Here is a 15531-nt window from a genome sequence, read left to right on the forward strand (position 1 = left end):
AGGCAGAATCCGGCTTTTGCCCGAATCCGCACACCGCGAAGTCAGCTGTTTAAAGCCGGGAAACCAGGCAATAAATACGGGCTTACCACCACTGCGGGGCTTTCTCATCATCGCAGTGCCGAGAACCCAACTCGACCGTGCAATTGAAAAGCCCGCCACGGGGGCGACCTGCGGCGGGCTCTTGGAGCGGCTACATCCCTGAGGAATCGACCACTTTGTAGCAGGATTATGACCCGTGTGACCGCGTTAGCCTATGGTGTGATCGCGGAAGACAGGTCTTCGTTGAAGATAACGGCAGAGAGCTTCCCAGTGGCGGGCCATAGGGCAATCCCAGGTGCGGACCTCTGGATTGCCCATTTTTCTTGGAACCGTCGTGCCGCAGCGAAGTTCGGTACCAAAGGGACATTCCGAAATGGAGTTGATCATGAAACAGGTTCTTTTCGCTTCAGCCATTATGGCACTGTCAACTGGCCTCGCATTTGCGCAATCGACCGACACGACCACAGGCGGATCGTCGACCTCGACAACCAAGACCATGCCGAGCACTACGACCGATCAGGGCACGGATTCGACCACCACGAGTGGAACGAACTCGAACTCCGCCAAGGACTGCGCTCCGGGTCAACAAACTGGCAGCGCCAAGCAGGCCGCCCCAGGTCAACAGGACACCGATGCTAACTCGGCTGCTCCTGGTCAGATGAAAAAGACCACGGAAGGCTGCTGACCTGCCTTTGGACTGTCCCAGGTTGATGCATAGCGGTCGATTCTCAGGATGTAGCCGCTTTCGAAAAGCCTGTCGTGCTAGGCCGCCAAGGCGGGTTCGCCTCGCTGAAGGACTTCTGGGAGGTCCAATGAGGATGCGCCTAGACACCCTTTCAGCCGCCATTTATGTTAGACATCTCTAAAGTGCAGATGAGCCGCTCGGCTTTAGAGTGCGCCAAGGGCCTGCATTCGAGCTCTAACTTGTTGTGCTTTTTCATCCGGGGGGACACCAGTATGACAAGCGAACGTCAGCACGAATACGAACTGGGGCATTCGGAAAGAGAACTGAAAAGGCTTGCGACGCAGGCGACATTGGTTGACCCGATGACACGGAATTACCTGCGGCGAGCTGGTCTCCGAGCGGGAATGCATGTCCTTGACGTGGGGAGCGGCGCCGGGGATGTCGCCTTTCTCGCGGCTGATGTTGTCGGACCCACAGGTCTTGTCATCGGCTCTGACAGGTCGGCGGAGGCTCTTGACGCTGCTCGGGCGAGAGCCGCGCAACGTGGTTTGGAGAATGTAATCTTCCACCAATGTGATCCTGCCACATGTATCGTTCGACGCTATCGTGGGCCGATACGTATTAATGTTCTCGCCCGATCCCGTCGAAATGTTGAGGGGCGTTGCGCGGCATCTTGCTCCCGGCGGCGTGATAGTATTCCACGAAGTCGATTGGACCGGCGCTGCCTCATTTCCCTCCGTCCCGACCTACGACAACTGCTTTCGATGTATCGTTGAGACATTTCGTCGGGTAGGGACCAACCCAAACATGGGCCTGCAACTCCATTCGACCTTCCTCAAAGCCGGGCTGCCGGCCCCTAGCATGGCGGTAAGTGCTCTAGCCGGAGGTGGATCAGACAGTCTGAGCGGCATTGATCTGATCTCCGATCTCGCAGCGATCATGGCTCCGGTCATGGAGCAGATGGGCGTTATCACAGCTTCAGAACTCGGTCCCGAGACGCTTCAAGATCGAATTCGCGCAGAGGTTTATGCAAGCGCAAGCGTGGTGGTCGGCCGATATGAGGTGGGTGCCTGGTCGCGACGAATGTAAGCACCATGATCATGCCTATGCCTTCTACGTCGCTTTCCTCGCCGAGCCGCCGCTTGATGTCACGGGCGGCGCTCGTGCGGGATATCGGCCCTCCAGCATTCAGCCCACGATGACCTGAAAGCCGGCCCATCGCCTCCTGACAGTCAATCTCAGGGTCACTCGCGCTCATGGTGCGTTGATCATGCGTTTCCTTCCACAGTGCTGTCCTCGTCCAATGCATGCGGAACCGGCAGATACGCATTAGCGACAGCCAATCGCCCACTATCGTTCGGATGGTCCGCCCTCCTGAGCCCCATTTCTTCCGCCACGCCCGACAGGGGCTCTTGGACCCTCGGGTCAAGCGCTGGGTTACGTTTCGGAGCATCAGGGCCGCTCGTAGGAGCATTACCAGAAGGTCCGCGCGGGAAAGGTCGGCGGGCGGGTTCTTTGTTAAAATCGCCCGGCAGCCCGAAAAAAGTTTTCCAGACCGGTGCGGATTTGTTCCCACCCCACTACTGCTGCTCGGGCATTTCAGTATTTTCCTGAGGGTCTTTTTTCACGCCTGGGCTGGGTGACGTGTCCGCTGGCGCATTACCGCCCTGGTTTTGCTCAGGAGCACGCTTGAACGGTGCCGTCTGCCAAGAGCCGTTCGATAAAGGCGTGAGTACAAAGAATGCTATCAGGCCTAGAAAAAGGACGGCGATAACCGCCACGCCCCACGCCATGAGTCTTCGCGTGCCACGCTGTTCTTGCCTGCGAGATAGATTGTCCGCCATTGCTCCGGCCTTTCGTGACGTGGCGCTGGTGAGCAACGCGCCTTCCCGAACTCGGTTCCGCCCGTCGTCCGACATCAGGCTTCGCCTTGAGGCGGCTTCCCGTCGCAGTGACGGTCTGCGGTTTCTGCTTTCTGCTCCGGGGGTGGCCTCTCCGCTCGAATCACCGGTTCCAGGTCGTTGGGAAAATTGGGCGCGTCGACTGGCAGTTTCGGCAGCAAATCTTTTTCGTCCGGTGATAGCGACGGAAGTATCTCTGCCACCTCGGCCAGGATGTCGTTTACGATCCCGTTCATTGCGTGCCTGCTGCGAAAATATCTCCTCTCGAACTTCGCTATTGCATCAAAGTTCCGGCCCATAAGGATGCTTCGTCATTCAGTGGCACGGGACAGGACCGGTGAATTGGCCAATGTTCGAACCCTGCTGGTGATCTGATTTCCATCCAAGGTTTGGCCCGCTGCCGAACGGTGGGGGCTTTTTTATGTATTAGCGGAACCTGATATGTCGAGGCGGGTTGGAAATGGCGGCAGCGTCCCCCGCTGCCGGGCCGAGGCTCCAAGCCCCGGCCGGGTCCGCCTCTGCCCGCCAGTGGGGGCGGACCCACTGGAACACGCTCCGAAAAGGAGGTTTGGATCGCGCTCGGTTCCCCTGGCGGAGCAGAACATCGGAAGGCCGTCACTGCTCCCTCAGGGCGACAAAATTGATGGGAACATTTTAGCAAACTGTAAATTGAAGGTTCTTCTGCAGGAGGCCAAACTGTCCCAGCGGAGCGTCGACAAAGACCGGTTGGAGCGCGCAGACCGTGAGGCAAAGATTGCTAACGCGGCCGAGAGAGAGGCGCGAGATACAAAAACTGCCCGACTTCGAGAACAACGCCTTGCTGCCGAAGCCAAGGCTTCACAAATCAAGAAAGGTCGATCCGGGTGCTAGGTCGCTTTAGCCGCTGATGCTCGCGCTCGATGCTCGGCTGCTTGATCGGGCCGACTACGGTCGCTTGCCAGCCCGATGGCGATGAGGAATATAATCCTTCCGTTGCGGCGATCCCCTCAAACGGAGTTCGCACAAATGGCCCGATCGAAACCTTCCAAGCAGTTATCACAGGTTGAATCGAGCGCTTTCTGGTGGCAGCGGAAGCGCTGCACCTGAGCTTCGTCAAGCCGTTCATATCGCCGCTCTGCGACCACTACAGACAGACACGCGTCTTACATGAGGTGCTTTTGAAAGCCGTGCGGGATGTGACCGGAAGGGAAGTCGAGTTCATCCGGTGGAACACTACTGGGCCGGTGCTACCCACTTAAGGCCTGACGTGTCGGTTAGTCCTTCTAGCAGCTTGCGCGACTCTGCGATTGTGCGGCGCGTCTCCGCGATGGCCGAAAGCATGTTGTCTGCCTCAGCGACCGCATGTCGCTGGCGTCGGTGCGCCGCCATAATGAATAGCTCTAAGGCGATGTCCTCATCCATCGGGCAGCTCACGCACCCACTCGAACGTGACCTTCACGGTGAATAGCGGCTTGCTGGTGTGGTCGCGGACACGGATGGCAACTTTCCTGAAAGTTTCCGGCATCTGGTCTTTGGCTATTTCGAGTAACGCTGTTGCTGCCTCATCTTCAGCGGCTTTCCGGCTTTTAAGCTCGGTGCCTTCAGGGTCGGGAAACACTTCGCCATCGTCCGTTAGATCAAAGAAGAAGCGGGCCATATGGCCTTAATTCCTAACCCCGAAAAAGGTTTCCTTGTTGCTACTTGCTGGTTATCCAGTCCACCAAGCCAACTTCGATCTGCTCGCACCCGACATATTCGCGGACCAAGCATGAGGACATTGACGCGCTGCTCTGGTCGTTCCTACCGGAAGAAGTATTGGAAGAGGCGGTCAACGCTTCGGAAGGCGGCGCAGCCTGAACTGTCGCGTTTGGCCCGCTACCTCACGGTGGCGGGCTTTTCTCAGTCACGTTGATTCGGTTTGTGCGCGAACGTCCGCTGAAATTCGCTGCGCTTATTCGACGCTTATGTGACGAATGGGGTACAGATTCGGCTAAGTCGTTGAAAGATCTGGTACGCCCAAGGGGAATCGAACCCCTGTTACCGCCGTGAAAGGGCGGTGTCCTAACCGCTAGACGATGGGCGCGCTCAGACGAAGCGGCTTATACTGGCGTTGTGCGCAACCGGCAACCCGTCAGGTGCCACCTTGGACAACTTTTTTCCGGGCCTGCCAAATCAACGATTTCCCGAAGTTGGCGAGCTTGACGATTAGCGGGGACGCCGCATCGCTCTGCTCCGGAATGATGAAGTTGGGAAGGCTTCGGCCAATCCGATATTCGGGATGCCCAACGGAACGATCTTGGCCGCCAGCCGATCTCAGATCCGCGCTAGCCGTCACCGCCGCTGCGCCGGCGGCAGCGCCAGTTCCAGTCGCGCTCGGGGCCGACGTCGACGTGAACCGATTCTGTGTGGCAGTAGGTGCCGACGCCGCCGCGGCCGGGCATGCTTCTGATGTAGCTCGCCAGTTCCCATTTCGAAACGCCGGGCACCTGGATGTCGGCGGCGGCGCAATACATGTGCAGCGAATTTTTGGCGCCGTTGGCGCGCCGGTTGCGGGCCGGGTCGCGATAGCCTGACGTCACCGTCATCTTGCGGCCGTAGTGGCCTTCGATCGTCTTCAGCACACGCACCAGCGACGGCTTCAGGCAGGCCACGTCGACGCTCTCGTTCTGCTTGAGCAGCCCGTTGGGCGCCAACCGGGCCATGCCGGCGGCTGACGCAACCTGATAGGAGCCGCCGATTGGCCCCTCATCCTCGTTGAGGTCGACGTCGCTTTCGTCATCGAGGCCGGACTTGCGCTTGATCTCGAACAGGGCCGTTTGGCGCACGCCGGGCAGGGCATCGCTGCCAGTGACGTGGCCGGTATCGCCGCCGAGCGAAGCCAGCTGCACCGGCTTGGCCGTGGAACTGGCCGAGGCAAGCGTGATGATCGGCTTTGCCGCTGCTGGCGCCGCTTTTGCCTGCGCCGGGGGCTGCTCGCCCGTCCGGGCGTTGCTGATGATGGGGGCTGGTGTCGCCGAGGCTGGCGTTGCGCCAAACATCGAGGCGAGGAAGCCTTTCTTCTTTGGTGCTTCGGCCTGCGGCATCTCGCCAGCTGTCACATAGACCGGGTTGTTCATGGCCGGAACGGCAGCGGGCTTCGGCGCCGCCACGTCGCCGTCGACCGCGGCAATCTGCTGGGCGACCGCGTCGGTTTGGCGCGCGGTCTGTGCCTGCTGCGTCAGCGATTGCGGCGTGTTTCCAACGATGGTTTCGGCGCCCGCCGGCGTGGTCAGCGGAAAGGCAGCTCCCGGTTTGGACATAGGCACGTAGGCGACTTTTTCAGGCAGCGCCGTATCGCTTGCCGTCATCACCGTCGTCTGCTCGGTCGTGATATCAGACGAATCGGAGGCGATCGCCTTGCCGCTGGAGGCCGCGTTTATGTCCGATGCGGTGGCATTGTAACCGGGCATTCCGACCGACATTGTCGGGTCGCCAGCCGAAGTGCAGGAGGCCAGAAGCAAGGAGCAGAGCGCTGCCACAATGGCGCGGCGTTCTCCCTTTGCGAGGCTCCATCCTGCTGATTTCAAAGTCAAATTCCCCCTCGATGTCCGGTCGGTATATCCTTGGCGCCACACGCATGCGTCGATGCCAGGGTGACCTTTGTCTCCGATCCGGAAACGAGACCTGTGTCAAATCCGCAAGCCTGAAAGTATTTTTGCGGTGATTGCCGAATTACGGCCGCTTGATGGTTGACGACACCATTTCGCCCGCTTTTGGCGGTCCGTCAACTCACCACACATTACAGTCCGTTACACACGTACTTTCACATAGGTGCCGGGAGCATCACCCAAGGTTTTCATATGCTTGCCCGGTTTGCGGGCAGGCACGCGCGTGTTGTCCTTGGCCTCTATCCAGTCTTGCCAGTGCGGCCACCAGGATCCTGGATGGTCGGTGGCATTGGCTATCCACTGGCTGAAGTCGCCCGTCGGCATACCCCCGGTCCAATACTGGTATTTGTTGGATGCCGGCGGATTGACGACACCGGCGATATGGCCCGATCCGGCCATCACATACTCGACTGTGCCGCCGAAATATTTCGAGCCGAGGAACACCGAAAGCGCCGGCGCGATGTGATCTTCCTTGGAGGCGAGGTTGTAGACCGGGATGGTGATGTCGCCGAGCGAGACCGTATGGCCCGCCAGTTCCATCGTGCCTTGCGAAAGGTTGTTCTCGAGATAGCAGTTGCGCAGGTAGAAAGAGTGATTGGCCGCCGCCATGCGGGTGGAATCTGCATTCCAGTAGAGCAGGTCGAAGGGCAGGGGATCCTTGCCGCGCATGTAGTTGTTGACGACATAGGGCCAGATCAGGTCGCCTGAGCGCAGCATGTTGAAGGCGGTCGCCATCTTGGTGCCGTCGAGATAGCCTTTTTCGCTCATCGACTTTTCCACAGCGGCGACCTGTTCTTCGTCGACGAACACTTTCAGGTCGCCGGCATGGGTGAAGTCGACCTGCGTGGTGAAGAACGTAGCCGATTTTATGCGGTCGTCGCCCTCTTGCGCCATCAGCGCCAGTGCCGCCGCCAAAAGCGTGCCGCCGACGCAATAGCCGATCGCGTTGACGTCGCGTTCGCCGGTGGCCTTCTCGACCGTGTCGAGGCCATATTGCAGACCCTCGCGGATATAGGCTTCCCAGCTCTTGGTGCCGTGGCGCTCGTCCGGATTGATCCAGGAGATGACGAACACGGTGTGGCCCTGTTCAACCGCCCAGCGAATGAAGGATTTCTGCGGGTTCAGATCGAGGATGTAGAATTTGTTGATCCATGGCGGGCAGATCAGCAGGGGCCGCTTGAGCACCGTCTCGGTGGCCGGGTCGTACTGGATGATTTCGGCGACGTCGCTGCGGCCGACCACCTTGCCGGGAGTGGTGGCGATGTTCCTGCCGATCTCGAAGGGGGAGTAGTCGGCCTGCCGCAGCTTCAGGTCGCCCTTGCCGGCGGCGATGTCCTCGGCCAGCATCTTCATGCCGCGCACCAGGTTTTCGCCGTTCGAGGCGACGGTTTCACGGAACAGTTCCGGATTGGTCAGGATGAAATTCGACGGCGAGATGGCGTTGGACACCTGCTTGACGTAAAAGCCGGCCTTGTGGCGGGTGTGCTCGTCCAGACCTTCGGCGTGCTCGACCAGATCGGCCGCCCAGCGCGAGGTGACGAGATAGGCCTGCTTGAGGAAATCGAAGAAGGCATTGCGGCCCCATTCCGGGTCGAGGAAGCGCTTGTCCCCGCGCTCCGGCTTGACCGCGTCCTCGGTGTCTTGCGCGGCGTTGCTGGTGCGCTGAATGGCGTTGGCCCAGACCGTCATATAGCCGGAGAACAACCGCGTCTGCGCTTCCAGCGCGCGCTGCGGATCGGCAAGCCAGTATTCGCTGAGCTTGGAAAAGGTCTTCACCATATCGACAACGGGCTCGGCGACATGGTCGCGCACGTCGCCTTTTTCGCGCGGCTCAGCCCAGGCGGAAGCTGCCTTGCCGGCCTGCTCGATCATGCGCGCCATGTTCAGGGCGAAGCGTTCCGGGTCCTTCACCAGATATTGCTCGACGGTCGAAGGCTCGTCATCTTCCGCTTTGCCCGAATCGGGTGTTTTGGACATGGTTGGCGGGGTTCCTCCCGAGGCCTTTTCTTGACATATTAACATGGGACATCCGACCGGGCCAATCTCGCTCTACCTCGGCTGCCAGGGAAACAATATGACGATTAATATTGGCGAGACTGTTTTTTTCGGTGCCGGACGTTTTTGCCGCATCGGCGTGGCGATCGTCCTCATCGGGATTGCCGGGTGCTCGAGCACCAACACGAATGGCCCGACGCCTGTCGCTGCGGGTGCGGGGCCGAAGGATACCGGCACCTTTCCGAACCTGAACATCAAGCCGCAAGTGGCGGCGTCGCAGTTCACCGAAGCCGAGAAGAACGCCAAGCTCGCGCAATTGAAGGCGGATGAGAATGCGCAGGCGGCAAAGGGCGGCGGCCCGAAGGTCGCCAACCAGGCGGCGCTGACGGATCTGGCCAAGAAGCATGGCGACGAAACGCTGAGGCAGATCGAAGCCAAATGCGACCCCACCCTCGACCCTACCTGCAAATAAGTATATAGCGCGCGCCCAACACCCCTTCGCTGTCTGGAACTGCCATGGAAGAATTTCACAAGGTTCGCCGGCTTCCGCCTTACGTGTTCGAGCAGGTCAACCGGCTGAAGGCCAGCGCCCGATCGCGTGGCGCCGACATCATCGACCTCGGCATGGGCAATCCGGACCTGCCGACGCCCAAGGCTATCGTCGACAAATTGTGCGAGGTCGTGCGCGACCCGCGCACGCATCGCTATTCCTCGTCGCGTGGCATTCCGGGCCTGCGTCGCGCCCAGGCCGCCTACTATGGCAGGCGCTTCGGCGTGAAGCTCAACCCCGACACGCAAGTGGTGGCCACGCTTGGCTCCAAGGAAGGCTTCGCCAACATGGCGCAGGCGATCACGGCGCCCGGCGACGTGATCCTGTGCCCGAACCCGACCTATCCGATCCATGCCTTCGGCTTCATCATGTCGGGTGGCGTCATCCGCTCGCTGCAGGTGGAGCCGGACGACGGCTTCATCCCGGCGCTCGAGCGCGGGGTCAAACATTCGATCCCGAAGCCGCTGGCGCTGATCCTCAACTATCCGTCGAACCCGACGGCGCTGGTCGCCTCGCTCGATTTCTACAAGGATGTGGTCGCCTTCGCCAAGAAGAACGACATCATCATCCTGTCCGACCTTGCCTATTCGGAGATCTATTTCGACGGCAATCCGCCGCCTTCGGTGCTGCAGGTGCCTGGCGCGATCGACGTTTGCGTCGAATTCACCTCCATGTCGAAGACCTTCTCCATGCCCGGTTGGCGGATGGGCTTTGCCGTCGGCAACGAGCGGCTGATCTCGGCGCTGACGCGGGTGAAATCCTACCTCGATTACGGCGCCTTCACGCCGATCCAGGTGGCGGCGGCACACGCGCTCAACGGCGACGGCGCCGACATCGCCGAGGTGCGCGATATCTATCACAAGCGCCGCGACGTGATGGTCGATGCCTTCGGCCGCGCTGGCTGGACCATTCCGGCACCGGCGGCATCGATGTTCGCCTGGGCGCCAATCCCGGAGCCGTTCCGACATCTCGGCTCGCTCGAATTCTCCAAGCTGCTCATCGAACATGCCGACGTGGCCGTGGCGCCGGGTGTTGGCTTCGGCGAGCATGGCGACGAATTCGTGCGCGTCGCTCTGGTCGAGAACGAGCACAGGATCCGGCAGGCGGCGCGCAACATCAAGCGCTTCTTGTCGACCAGCGCCAAGCAGCCCAACAATGTCGTGCCGCTCTCCGCTCATCGGTAAGCTTGCCGCAGACGATTTCGATCGAATTTTGAGGGACGTCGCCGGATATGGCTGAAGCATTGCGTGTTGGAATTGCCGGCCTCGGCACCGTTGGCGCGTCGGTGGCGCGCGTGCTGCGCGACAAGGCGGTGGAACTGACCCGCCAGTGCGGCCGCGACGTCATCGTCACCGCCATCTCGGCGCGTGACCCGAAGCGCGATCGCGGCGTCGATCTCAGCTCGGCAGAGTGGTTCGACGATCCGGTCAAGATGGCGCAGACCGCCGAAATCGACGTGTTCGTCGAACTGATCGGCGGCGACGAGGGTCCGTCGCGCTCATCGGTGAAAGCGGCACTCGAAGCCGGCCGTCATGTCGTCACTGCCAACAAGGCGCTGCTGGCCAAGCATGGCGTTGCGCTGGCCGAAATCGCCGAGAAGAAGGGCGTGCTGCTCAACTACGAGGCGGCAGTGGCGGGCGGCATTCCCGTCATCAAGACCATGCGCGAGGCGATGGCCGGCAATTCGGTCACCCGCGTGTTCGGCATCCTCAACGGCACCTGCAACTACATCCTGACGCGCATGGAGGCCGAGGGCATCTCGTTTGATGCTTGCCTGAAGGACGCGCAGCGGCTGGGCTATGCCGAAGCCGATCCGACCTTCGACATCGAGGGCCACGACACCGCGCACAAGCTGTCGATCCTGACCAGCCTTGCCTTTGGCACCAGGATCGCCGCCAATGACATCTACATGGAGGGCATCTCCAACATCACCCAGGCCGACATCCGCGCGGCCGCCGATCTTGGCTACCGGATCAAGTTGCTGGGTGTCGCCCAGCGCACCGAGAGCGGCATCGAGCAGCGCGTGCACCCGACCATGGTGCCGACCGCATCGGTCATCGCGCAGGTGCATGGCGTCACCAATGCGGTGGCGATCGAGACCGATATTCTGGGCGAGCTGCTTCTGTCGGGCCCCGGTGCCGGCGGCAACGCCACCGCCTCGGCCGTCATCGGCGACATCGCCGACATCGCCAAGAGCCGGCCAGGCTTCCAGCATGGTCCGGTCTTCGGACGGCCGGCGAAGGAGCTGAAACCCTACAAGAAGGCGCAGATGCGCAGCCATGCCGGCGGCTATTTCATCCGGCTGACCGTGCATGACCGCATCGGCGTGTTCGCGGCAATCGCCAAGCGCATGGCCGATAATGATATTTCATTGGAATCGATCGTTCAGCACGCGGTCAATGGCGAGGCGGCTGCACAGAAGACGGTGATCCTCGTCACCCACGAGACGACCGAGGCCGCTGTGCGCAAGGCCGTCGATGGCATCACCAAGGATGGCCATCTGACCGACAAGCCGCAGGTCATCCGCATCGAGCGGGCAGGGTAGCTTTTGCCCGATAGGCCCTGCGGGACAGGAATCCCGCAGGCATTGAGGTCCGGTCTGGTGGGGACAGCCGCCACACGGGAACGAATTGGTGTCGTCGCCGTTCTCTTGGTCAGCAACCAGAGGAACCGCTTCATGGCCGATGCCAACAAGTCCGACACCCCTAATATCGACGACATCCAGAAGACGCTGGAAAAGCAGATTGCCGATTTGCGCAAGGAGATCACCAAGATCAACAAGAGCATTTCGGCGCGGGGCGCGGAAATGCTCGATGACGCCAGCGAACAGGCGTCCGAGTTGTACGACACGGCCGCGAGCCGCGCTTCGCGTACGGCGCAACAACTGCGCAGCCAGGCTCAGTCCGTCTCGGAAGTAGCGCGCGAAAACCCCGGTACGACGACTGCCCTGGTCGGCGTGATCGGTTTGCTCGGCTTTATGGCCGGTTTCGCCATAGGTCAGTCGACGAACGATACGTCGCGCCGCTGGTATTGACCACGGCGCGATAGGGCCGGGTTTGCCGGCTCGTTTCCTTGTTTCAGCACATCATTTTTAAGGAGGGCACTGTGGCTTCATCCGCCTTGATTAGCATCCTGATCACATTCCTCGTCATCATCCTCGTTCTCTATCTTGTTCAGCGCCTGCCGCTCGACGGCCGGATGAGGCAGATCGTGCAGGTTATCGTCCTCATAATCGGCATCATTTCGCTGCTCAAATATCTTGCGGTTTTCTAGCGCCAAAGAGGTCTAACTTTCGCTTTTCAAGGCCGGCCCGGTTCATTGCGGCCGGCTGGCCTTGTTTCAAAAATGCGGTTTAATCGATTGATATTGCTGACTATTCGATAAAATCTTCCGCAGGTCTTGCCGTTGTCATGCTCGTTTGACAAAACAGGCCCGCCTCCGGCGGGGGCCGCATTGGCAACGAGGAAATCACCAGATGAATGTGGCCCAGAACATCGTCGCCGGCCTTGACCGGATACTCACCATGGAACTGGTGCGCGTCACCGAACGAGCCGCCGTCGCGGCCGCCAGGCTGCGCGGGCGCGGCGACGAAAAGGCGGCCGACCAGGTAGCCGTGGATGCCATGCGCCAGGAGCTCAACCGGCTTTCCATCAAGGGCACGGTGGTGATCGGCGAAGGCGAACGGGATGAGGCGCCGATGCTCTACATCGGCGAGGAAGTCGGCACTGGCAAAGGTCCGGCCGTCGATATCGCGCTCGATCCGCTCGAAGGCACGACGATTTGCGCCAAGAACCTGCCCAATGCACTCGCGGTCATCGCGATCGCCGAAAAGGGCAGCCTGCTGTTCGCGCCGGACGTCTACATGGACAAGATCGCCATCGGTCCGGGCTATGCGGACGGCGTCATCGACATCGACGCCTCGGCGGCTGAGAACATCGCCAGCCTCGCTCGGGCCAAGGGCGTCGCTGTATCGGAAATCACCACCTGCATTCTCGACCGGCCGCGCCATGCCAAGCTGATCGATGCCGTGCGCGCCACGGGGGCCGCGATCCGGCTGATCGGCGATGGCGATGTCGCCGGCGTCATCCACACCACGGACCCGGAAGAAACCGGCATCGATATTTATCTGGGCACTGGCGGAGCACCCGAGGGCGTGCTGGCCGCTGCCGCGCTGCGCTGCACCGGCGGCCAGATGCAGGGCAGACTGATCCTCGACACGGCGGAAAAGGTTGCTCGCGCGGCAAAGATGGGTATTTCCAATCCGAAACGGGTCTATCGGACGGAGGACATGGCGCGCGGCGATGTGTTGTTCGCGGCCACCGGTGTCACCGACGGCAACATGCTGGCTGGCGTCAAGTTCGGCCACAATTACATCACCACCCACACGATCGTGCTGCGCTCGTCGTCGCGGACGGTGCGCGAGATCAAGGCCCGCCATCAGGATCTGGATAAGTTCTGACGCTCGCTTGCGAAGCCGCCTTGCAATTGTTAGCCATTCGGGCGCATCCGATGATGGCTGCAGGGATTTGACGATGAAACCGTTCGACTGGCATGCGGATCCGATTTCGCGTGCCACCGCCATCACAAAGTCCTATCGCAACACCCAGAATGTGCGTCGCTTTCTCATCGGGGAATGCGGCAACGCATTCATGTTCGACCGGCCTTTCATGGCCTGGCTCAAGGACGGTGTGGAAAAGACGATGGGCGATGCGGCCGACGAATGGCTTAGGCGACAGGCTGAAAAGCGGAAAGCGCAGTTTTCTTGACCTATTCCGGGACGGCGCACACCCGTGAATCGCATGGCTTTGCCCGCCTTTGGCCTATAGAGCGTCGCGTGAACGTGACGCGCTTGAAATTGTTGCCAATGCGGGTCGTGGCCTCAAAACCGCTGCGCACTTATGGGCGGCATGCATTGTCGTGCGGCCAACGATGAGTTGGCAAAGCGTATGACCGGCGAAAAACGCCTCTTCCTCGATGTCAGGCAGTCGGTATCAGGGGTTTCCTGGGAACATCGGCTGACAGAACGCCAGGACATGATTGCGCTCGCCATCGCGCAAGGCCATGGCGTGCCCGACATCGTCGCGCGGGTGCTTGCCGGCCGTGGTGTCACCGCCGAACAAACCGAGCGGTTTCTCGACCCGACGATCCGCGATCTTCTGCCGGATCCGGCATCGCTGACCGACATGGACAGGGCGGCGGCCCGCATCGCCGCCGCAGTGATGGCCAGGGAAAAGGTGGCGATCTTCGGCGACTATGATGTCGACGGCGCCGCCTCGTCGGCGTTGCTGAAGCGGTTCCTCACGCATTTCTCGGTGCCGTCGGAAATCTACATCCCGGACCGTATTTTCGAGGGCTATGGCCCCAACCCCGACGCCATGCGCGAACTTGTTTCGCGTGGTGCGACACTGATCGTCACTGTCGATTGCGGCACCAACAGCGCCGTTTCCATCGATGCCGCCAACGAGGCCGGGGCCGACGTCGTGGTGCTCGACCACCACCAGGTCGGCGGTGCCTTGCCGGCGGCAATCGCTGTCGTCAATCCCAATCGCGACGACGACCTTTCCGGGCAGGGCCATCTCTGTGCCGCCGGCGTGGTCTTCCTCGCCCTTGTGCAGACGGCCAGGATCCTGCGTAGCCGCATGCCCGATGCTACGCCGCCAGACCTGCTTTCGCTGCTCGATATCGTGGCATTGGCCACTGTTTGTGACGTGGTGCCACTGACCGGCGTCAACCGTGCCTTCGTGGTCAAGGGGCTGCAGATGGCGCGCCAGCAGAAGAATGAAGGGCTGGCGGCACTGGCACGGGTGTCGCGCATCGGCGAGCCGATCAGCACTTTCCATCTGGCCTATCTGATCGGTCCGCGCATCAATGCCGGCGGACGCATCGGCGATGCCGCACTTGGCAGCCGGTTGCTTGCGACCGACGACCCGGTGGAGGCGCGCACCATTGCCGAGACGCTCGACCGGCTCAACCAGGAACGGCAGTTGATGGAGCAGGAGATGCTCGCGGCGGCGCGCGCCGAGGCCGATGCAGAGCTTGCCGGCGGCAATGGCCCGGCTATCGTCGTCACCGCCAGCAACAGCTGGCATCCGGGTATTGTCGGCCTGCTCGCTTCGCGATTGAAGGACCACGCCCGCCGGCCGGCCTTCGCCATCGCCTTCAACACTGTGGGCATCGGCACCGGTTCGGGCCGCTCGGTCTCGGGTTTCGACCTCGGCCGGCTGGTGCGCGAGGCGGCCGTTGCGGGGCTGATCGTCAAGGGCGGCGGCCATGGCATGGCGGCGGGCATCACCGTCGAGCGGGCGAAGCTTGGTGAGCTCAGGGCGTTTTTCGAAGAGCGGGCGGCAGCCGACGTGTTCCGCCTGCAGGGCGAGGAAAGCCTGGCCATAGACGGTGCGCTTGCCGCTGAAGGCGCGACGCTCAGCCTGCTCGATGCGCTGGAGAAGGCCGGACCCTTCGGTGCCGGGCACGCTGCCCCCGTTTTCGCGCTGCCGCGCCACCGACTAGCCGATGCGCGGCCGGTCGGCACCAACCACATCCGCGTGGAGCTGCAATCGGAAAGCGGCGGCCGCATCCAGGCGATCGCCTTTCGCGCCGTCGATACCGCGCTTGGCGAATTTCTGTTCAAGAACCGGGGCAAGACGATCCACGTCGCCGGTTCGCTGTCGGGAAATTACTGGAACGGCAACCGCACCGTGCAGTTTCGCATCACCGATGCGGCGCGTGCGTAGGTTT

Annotated in this window: 15 protein-coding genes, 1 tRNA gene and 2 pseudogenes; 12 read left to right on the top strand and 6 right to left on the bottom strand. The window is 61.3% G+C overall.

The genetic code is table 11. From position 1 onward, the window contains the following. Window positions 1–424: 424 nt before the first annotated feature. From NKH95_RS05935 to NKH95_RS33440, 3 genes and pseudogenes are all read left to right on the top strand, one after another. Window positions 425–724, top strand: coding sequence for a hypothetical protein (locus tag NKH95_RS05935; protein WP_127297149.1), 300 nt, complete (start codon window positions 425–427; stop codon window positions 722–724). A gap of 362 nt (window positions 725–1086) precedes the next feature. Beyond that, a pseudogene (locus NKH95_RS05940) lies at window positions 1087–1293 on the top strand (methyltransferase domain-containing protein); the annotation flags it as partial. A 4-nt stretch (window positions 1294–1297) separates the two neighbouring features. Continuing rightward, window positions 1298–1813, top strand: a complete 516-nt coding sequence (locus NKH95_RS33440; protein WP_502895167.1) for a class I SAM-dependent methyltransferase — start codon at window positions 1298–1300, stop codon at window positions 1811–1813. Between the two features lie 491 nt (window positions 1814–2304). On the opposite strand, the gene NKH95_RS05955 is transcribed toward NKH95_RS33440, so the two are convergent. Further along, window positions 2305–2604 carry a hypothetical protein gene (locus tag NKH95_RS05955; RefSeq protein WP_245273186.1) on the bottom strand — a complete coding sequence of 100 codons (300 nt, stop codon included), beginning with the start codon at window positions 2602–2604 and terminating at the stop codon, window positions 2305–2307. Between the two features lie 38 nt (window positions 2605–2642). Further along, the gene (locus NKH95_RS05960) at window positions 2643–2861 is read right to left on the bottom strand and encodes a hypothetical protein (protein WP_352440221.1); all 219 of its coding nucleotides are present in this window, start codon (window positions 2859–2861) and stop codon (window positions 2643–2645) included. A 769-nt stretch (window positions 2862–3630) separates the two neighbouring features. Here NKH95_RS05960 and NKH95_RS05965 point away from each other — a divergent pair. Then, a pseudogene (locus NKH95_RS05965) lies at window positions 3631–3863 on the top strand (hypothetical protein). A 155-nt stretch (window positions 3864–4018) separates the two neighbouring features. On the opposite strand, the gene NKH95_RS05970 reads toward NKH95_RS05965, so the two are convergent. The 4 genes from NKH95_RS05970 to phaC all read right to left on the bottom strand — a co-directional run bounded on the left by NKH95_RS05970 (window position 4019) and on the right by phaC (window position 8228). Further along, window positions 4019–4261, bottom strand: a complete 243-nt coding sequence (locus tag NKH95_RS05970) for a DUF6894 family protein (protein ID WP_023810468.1) — start codon at window positions 4259–4261, stop codon at window positions 4019–4021. 351 nt (window positions 4262–4612) lie between these two features. Beyond that, window positions 4613–4687: transfer RNA gene (locus tag NKH95_RS05975), tRNA-Glu, on the bottom strand. A gap of 241 nt (window positions 4688–4928) precedes the next feature. Continuing rightward, complete coding sequence (locus NKH95_RS05980) at window positions 4929–6176, bottom strand: YcbK family protein (protein ID WP_023810470.1); 1248 nt, start codon at window positions 6174–6176, stop codon at window positions 4929–4931. Window positions 6177–6392: 216 nt separating this feature from the next. Further along, window positions 6393–8228: a class I poly(R)-hydroxyalkanoic acid synthase gene (gene phaC, locus NKH95_RS05985; RefSeq protein ID WP_023810471.1), complete on the bottom strand. Its 1836-nt coding sequence runs from the start codon at window positions 8226–8228 to the stop codon at window positions 6393–6395. A gap of 97 nt (window positions 8229–8325) precedes the next feature. Here phaC and NKH95_RS05990 point away from each other — a divergent pair, with 97 nt between their 5' ends. The 8 genes from NKH95_RS05990 (at window position 8326) to recJ (ending at window position 15527) form a co-directional block, all read left to right on the top strand. Further along, complete coding sequence (locus tag NKH95_RS05990; protein ID WP_023810472.1) at window positions 8326–8718, top strand: hypothetical protein; 393 nt, start codon at window positions 8326–8328, stop codon at window positions 8716–8718. A gap of 44 nt (window positions 8719–8762) precedes the next feature. Next, on the top strand, window positions 8763–9980 hold the full coding sequence (locus NKH95_RS05995; RefSeq protein WP_023810473.1) for an LL-diaminopimelate aminotransferase: 1218 nt from the start codon (window positions 8763–8765) through the stop codon (window positions 9978–9980). 47 nt (window positions 9981–10027) lie between these two features. Continuing rightward, window positions 10028–11341 carry a homoserine dehydrogenase gene (locus NKH95_RS06000; protein ID WP_352891174.1) on the top strand — a complete coding sequence of 438 codons (1314 nt, stop codon included), beginning with the start codon at window positions 10028–10030 and terminating at the stop codon, window positions 11339–11341. A 132-nt stretch (window positions 11342–11473) separates the two neighbouring features. After that, window positions 11474–11830 (top strand): hypothetical protein, encoded by a 357-nt coding sequence (locus NKH95_RS06005; RefSeq protein WP_023810475.1) that lies wholly within the window; start codon window positions 11474–11476, stop codon window positions 11828–11830. 71 nt (window positions 11831–11901) lie between these two features. Then, window positions 11902–12069, top strand: a complete 168-nt coding sequence (locus NKH95_RS06010) for a Thivi_2564 family membrane protein (RefSeq protein WP_023810476.1) — start codon at window positions 11902–11904, stop codon at window positions 12067–12069. A 202-nt stretch (window positions 12070–12271) separates the two neighbouring features. Then, on the top strand, window positions 12272–13255 hold the full coding sequence (gene glpX / locus NKH95_RS06015; RefSeq protein WP_023810477.1) for a class II fructose-bisphosphatase: 984 nt from the start codon (window positions 12272–12274) through the stop codon (window positions 13253–13255). Between the two features lie 73 nt (window positions 13256–13328). Then, window positions 13329–13562: a DUF6434 domain-containing protein gene (locus NKH95_RS06020; protein ID WP_352891175.1), complete on the top strand. Its 234-nt coding sequence runs from the start codon at window positions 13329–13331 to the stop codon at window positions 13560–13562. Window positions 13563–13742: 180 nt separating this feature from the next. Beyond that, the gene (gene recJ, locus NKH95_RS06025; protein WP_023810479.1) at window positions 13743–15527 is read left to right on the top strand and encodes a single-stranded-DNA-specific exonuclease RecJ; all 1785 of its coding nucleotides are present in this window, start codon (window positions 13743–13745) and stop codon (window positions 15525–15527) included. The last annotated feature ends 4 nt before the right edge of the window (window positions 15528–15531 follow it).

Origin of the sequence: Mesorhizobium sp. M0848 (genome assembly GCF_040319805.1) — a bacterium.
Taxonomy (GTDB): Bacteria; Pseudomonadota; Alphaproteobacteria; order Rhizobiales; family Rhizobiaceae; genus Mesorhizobium.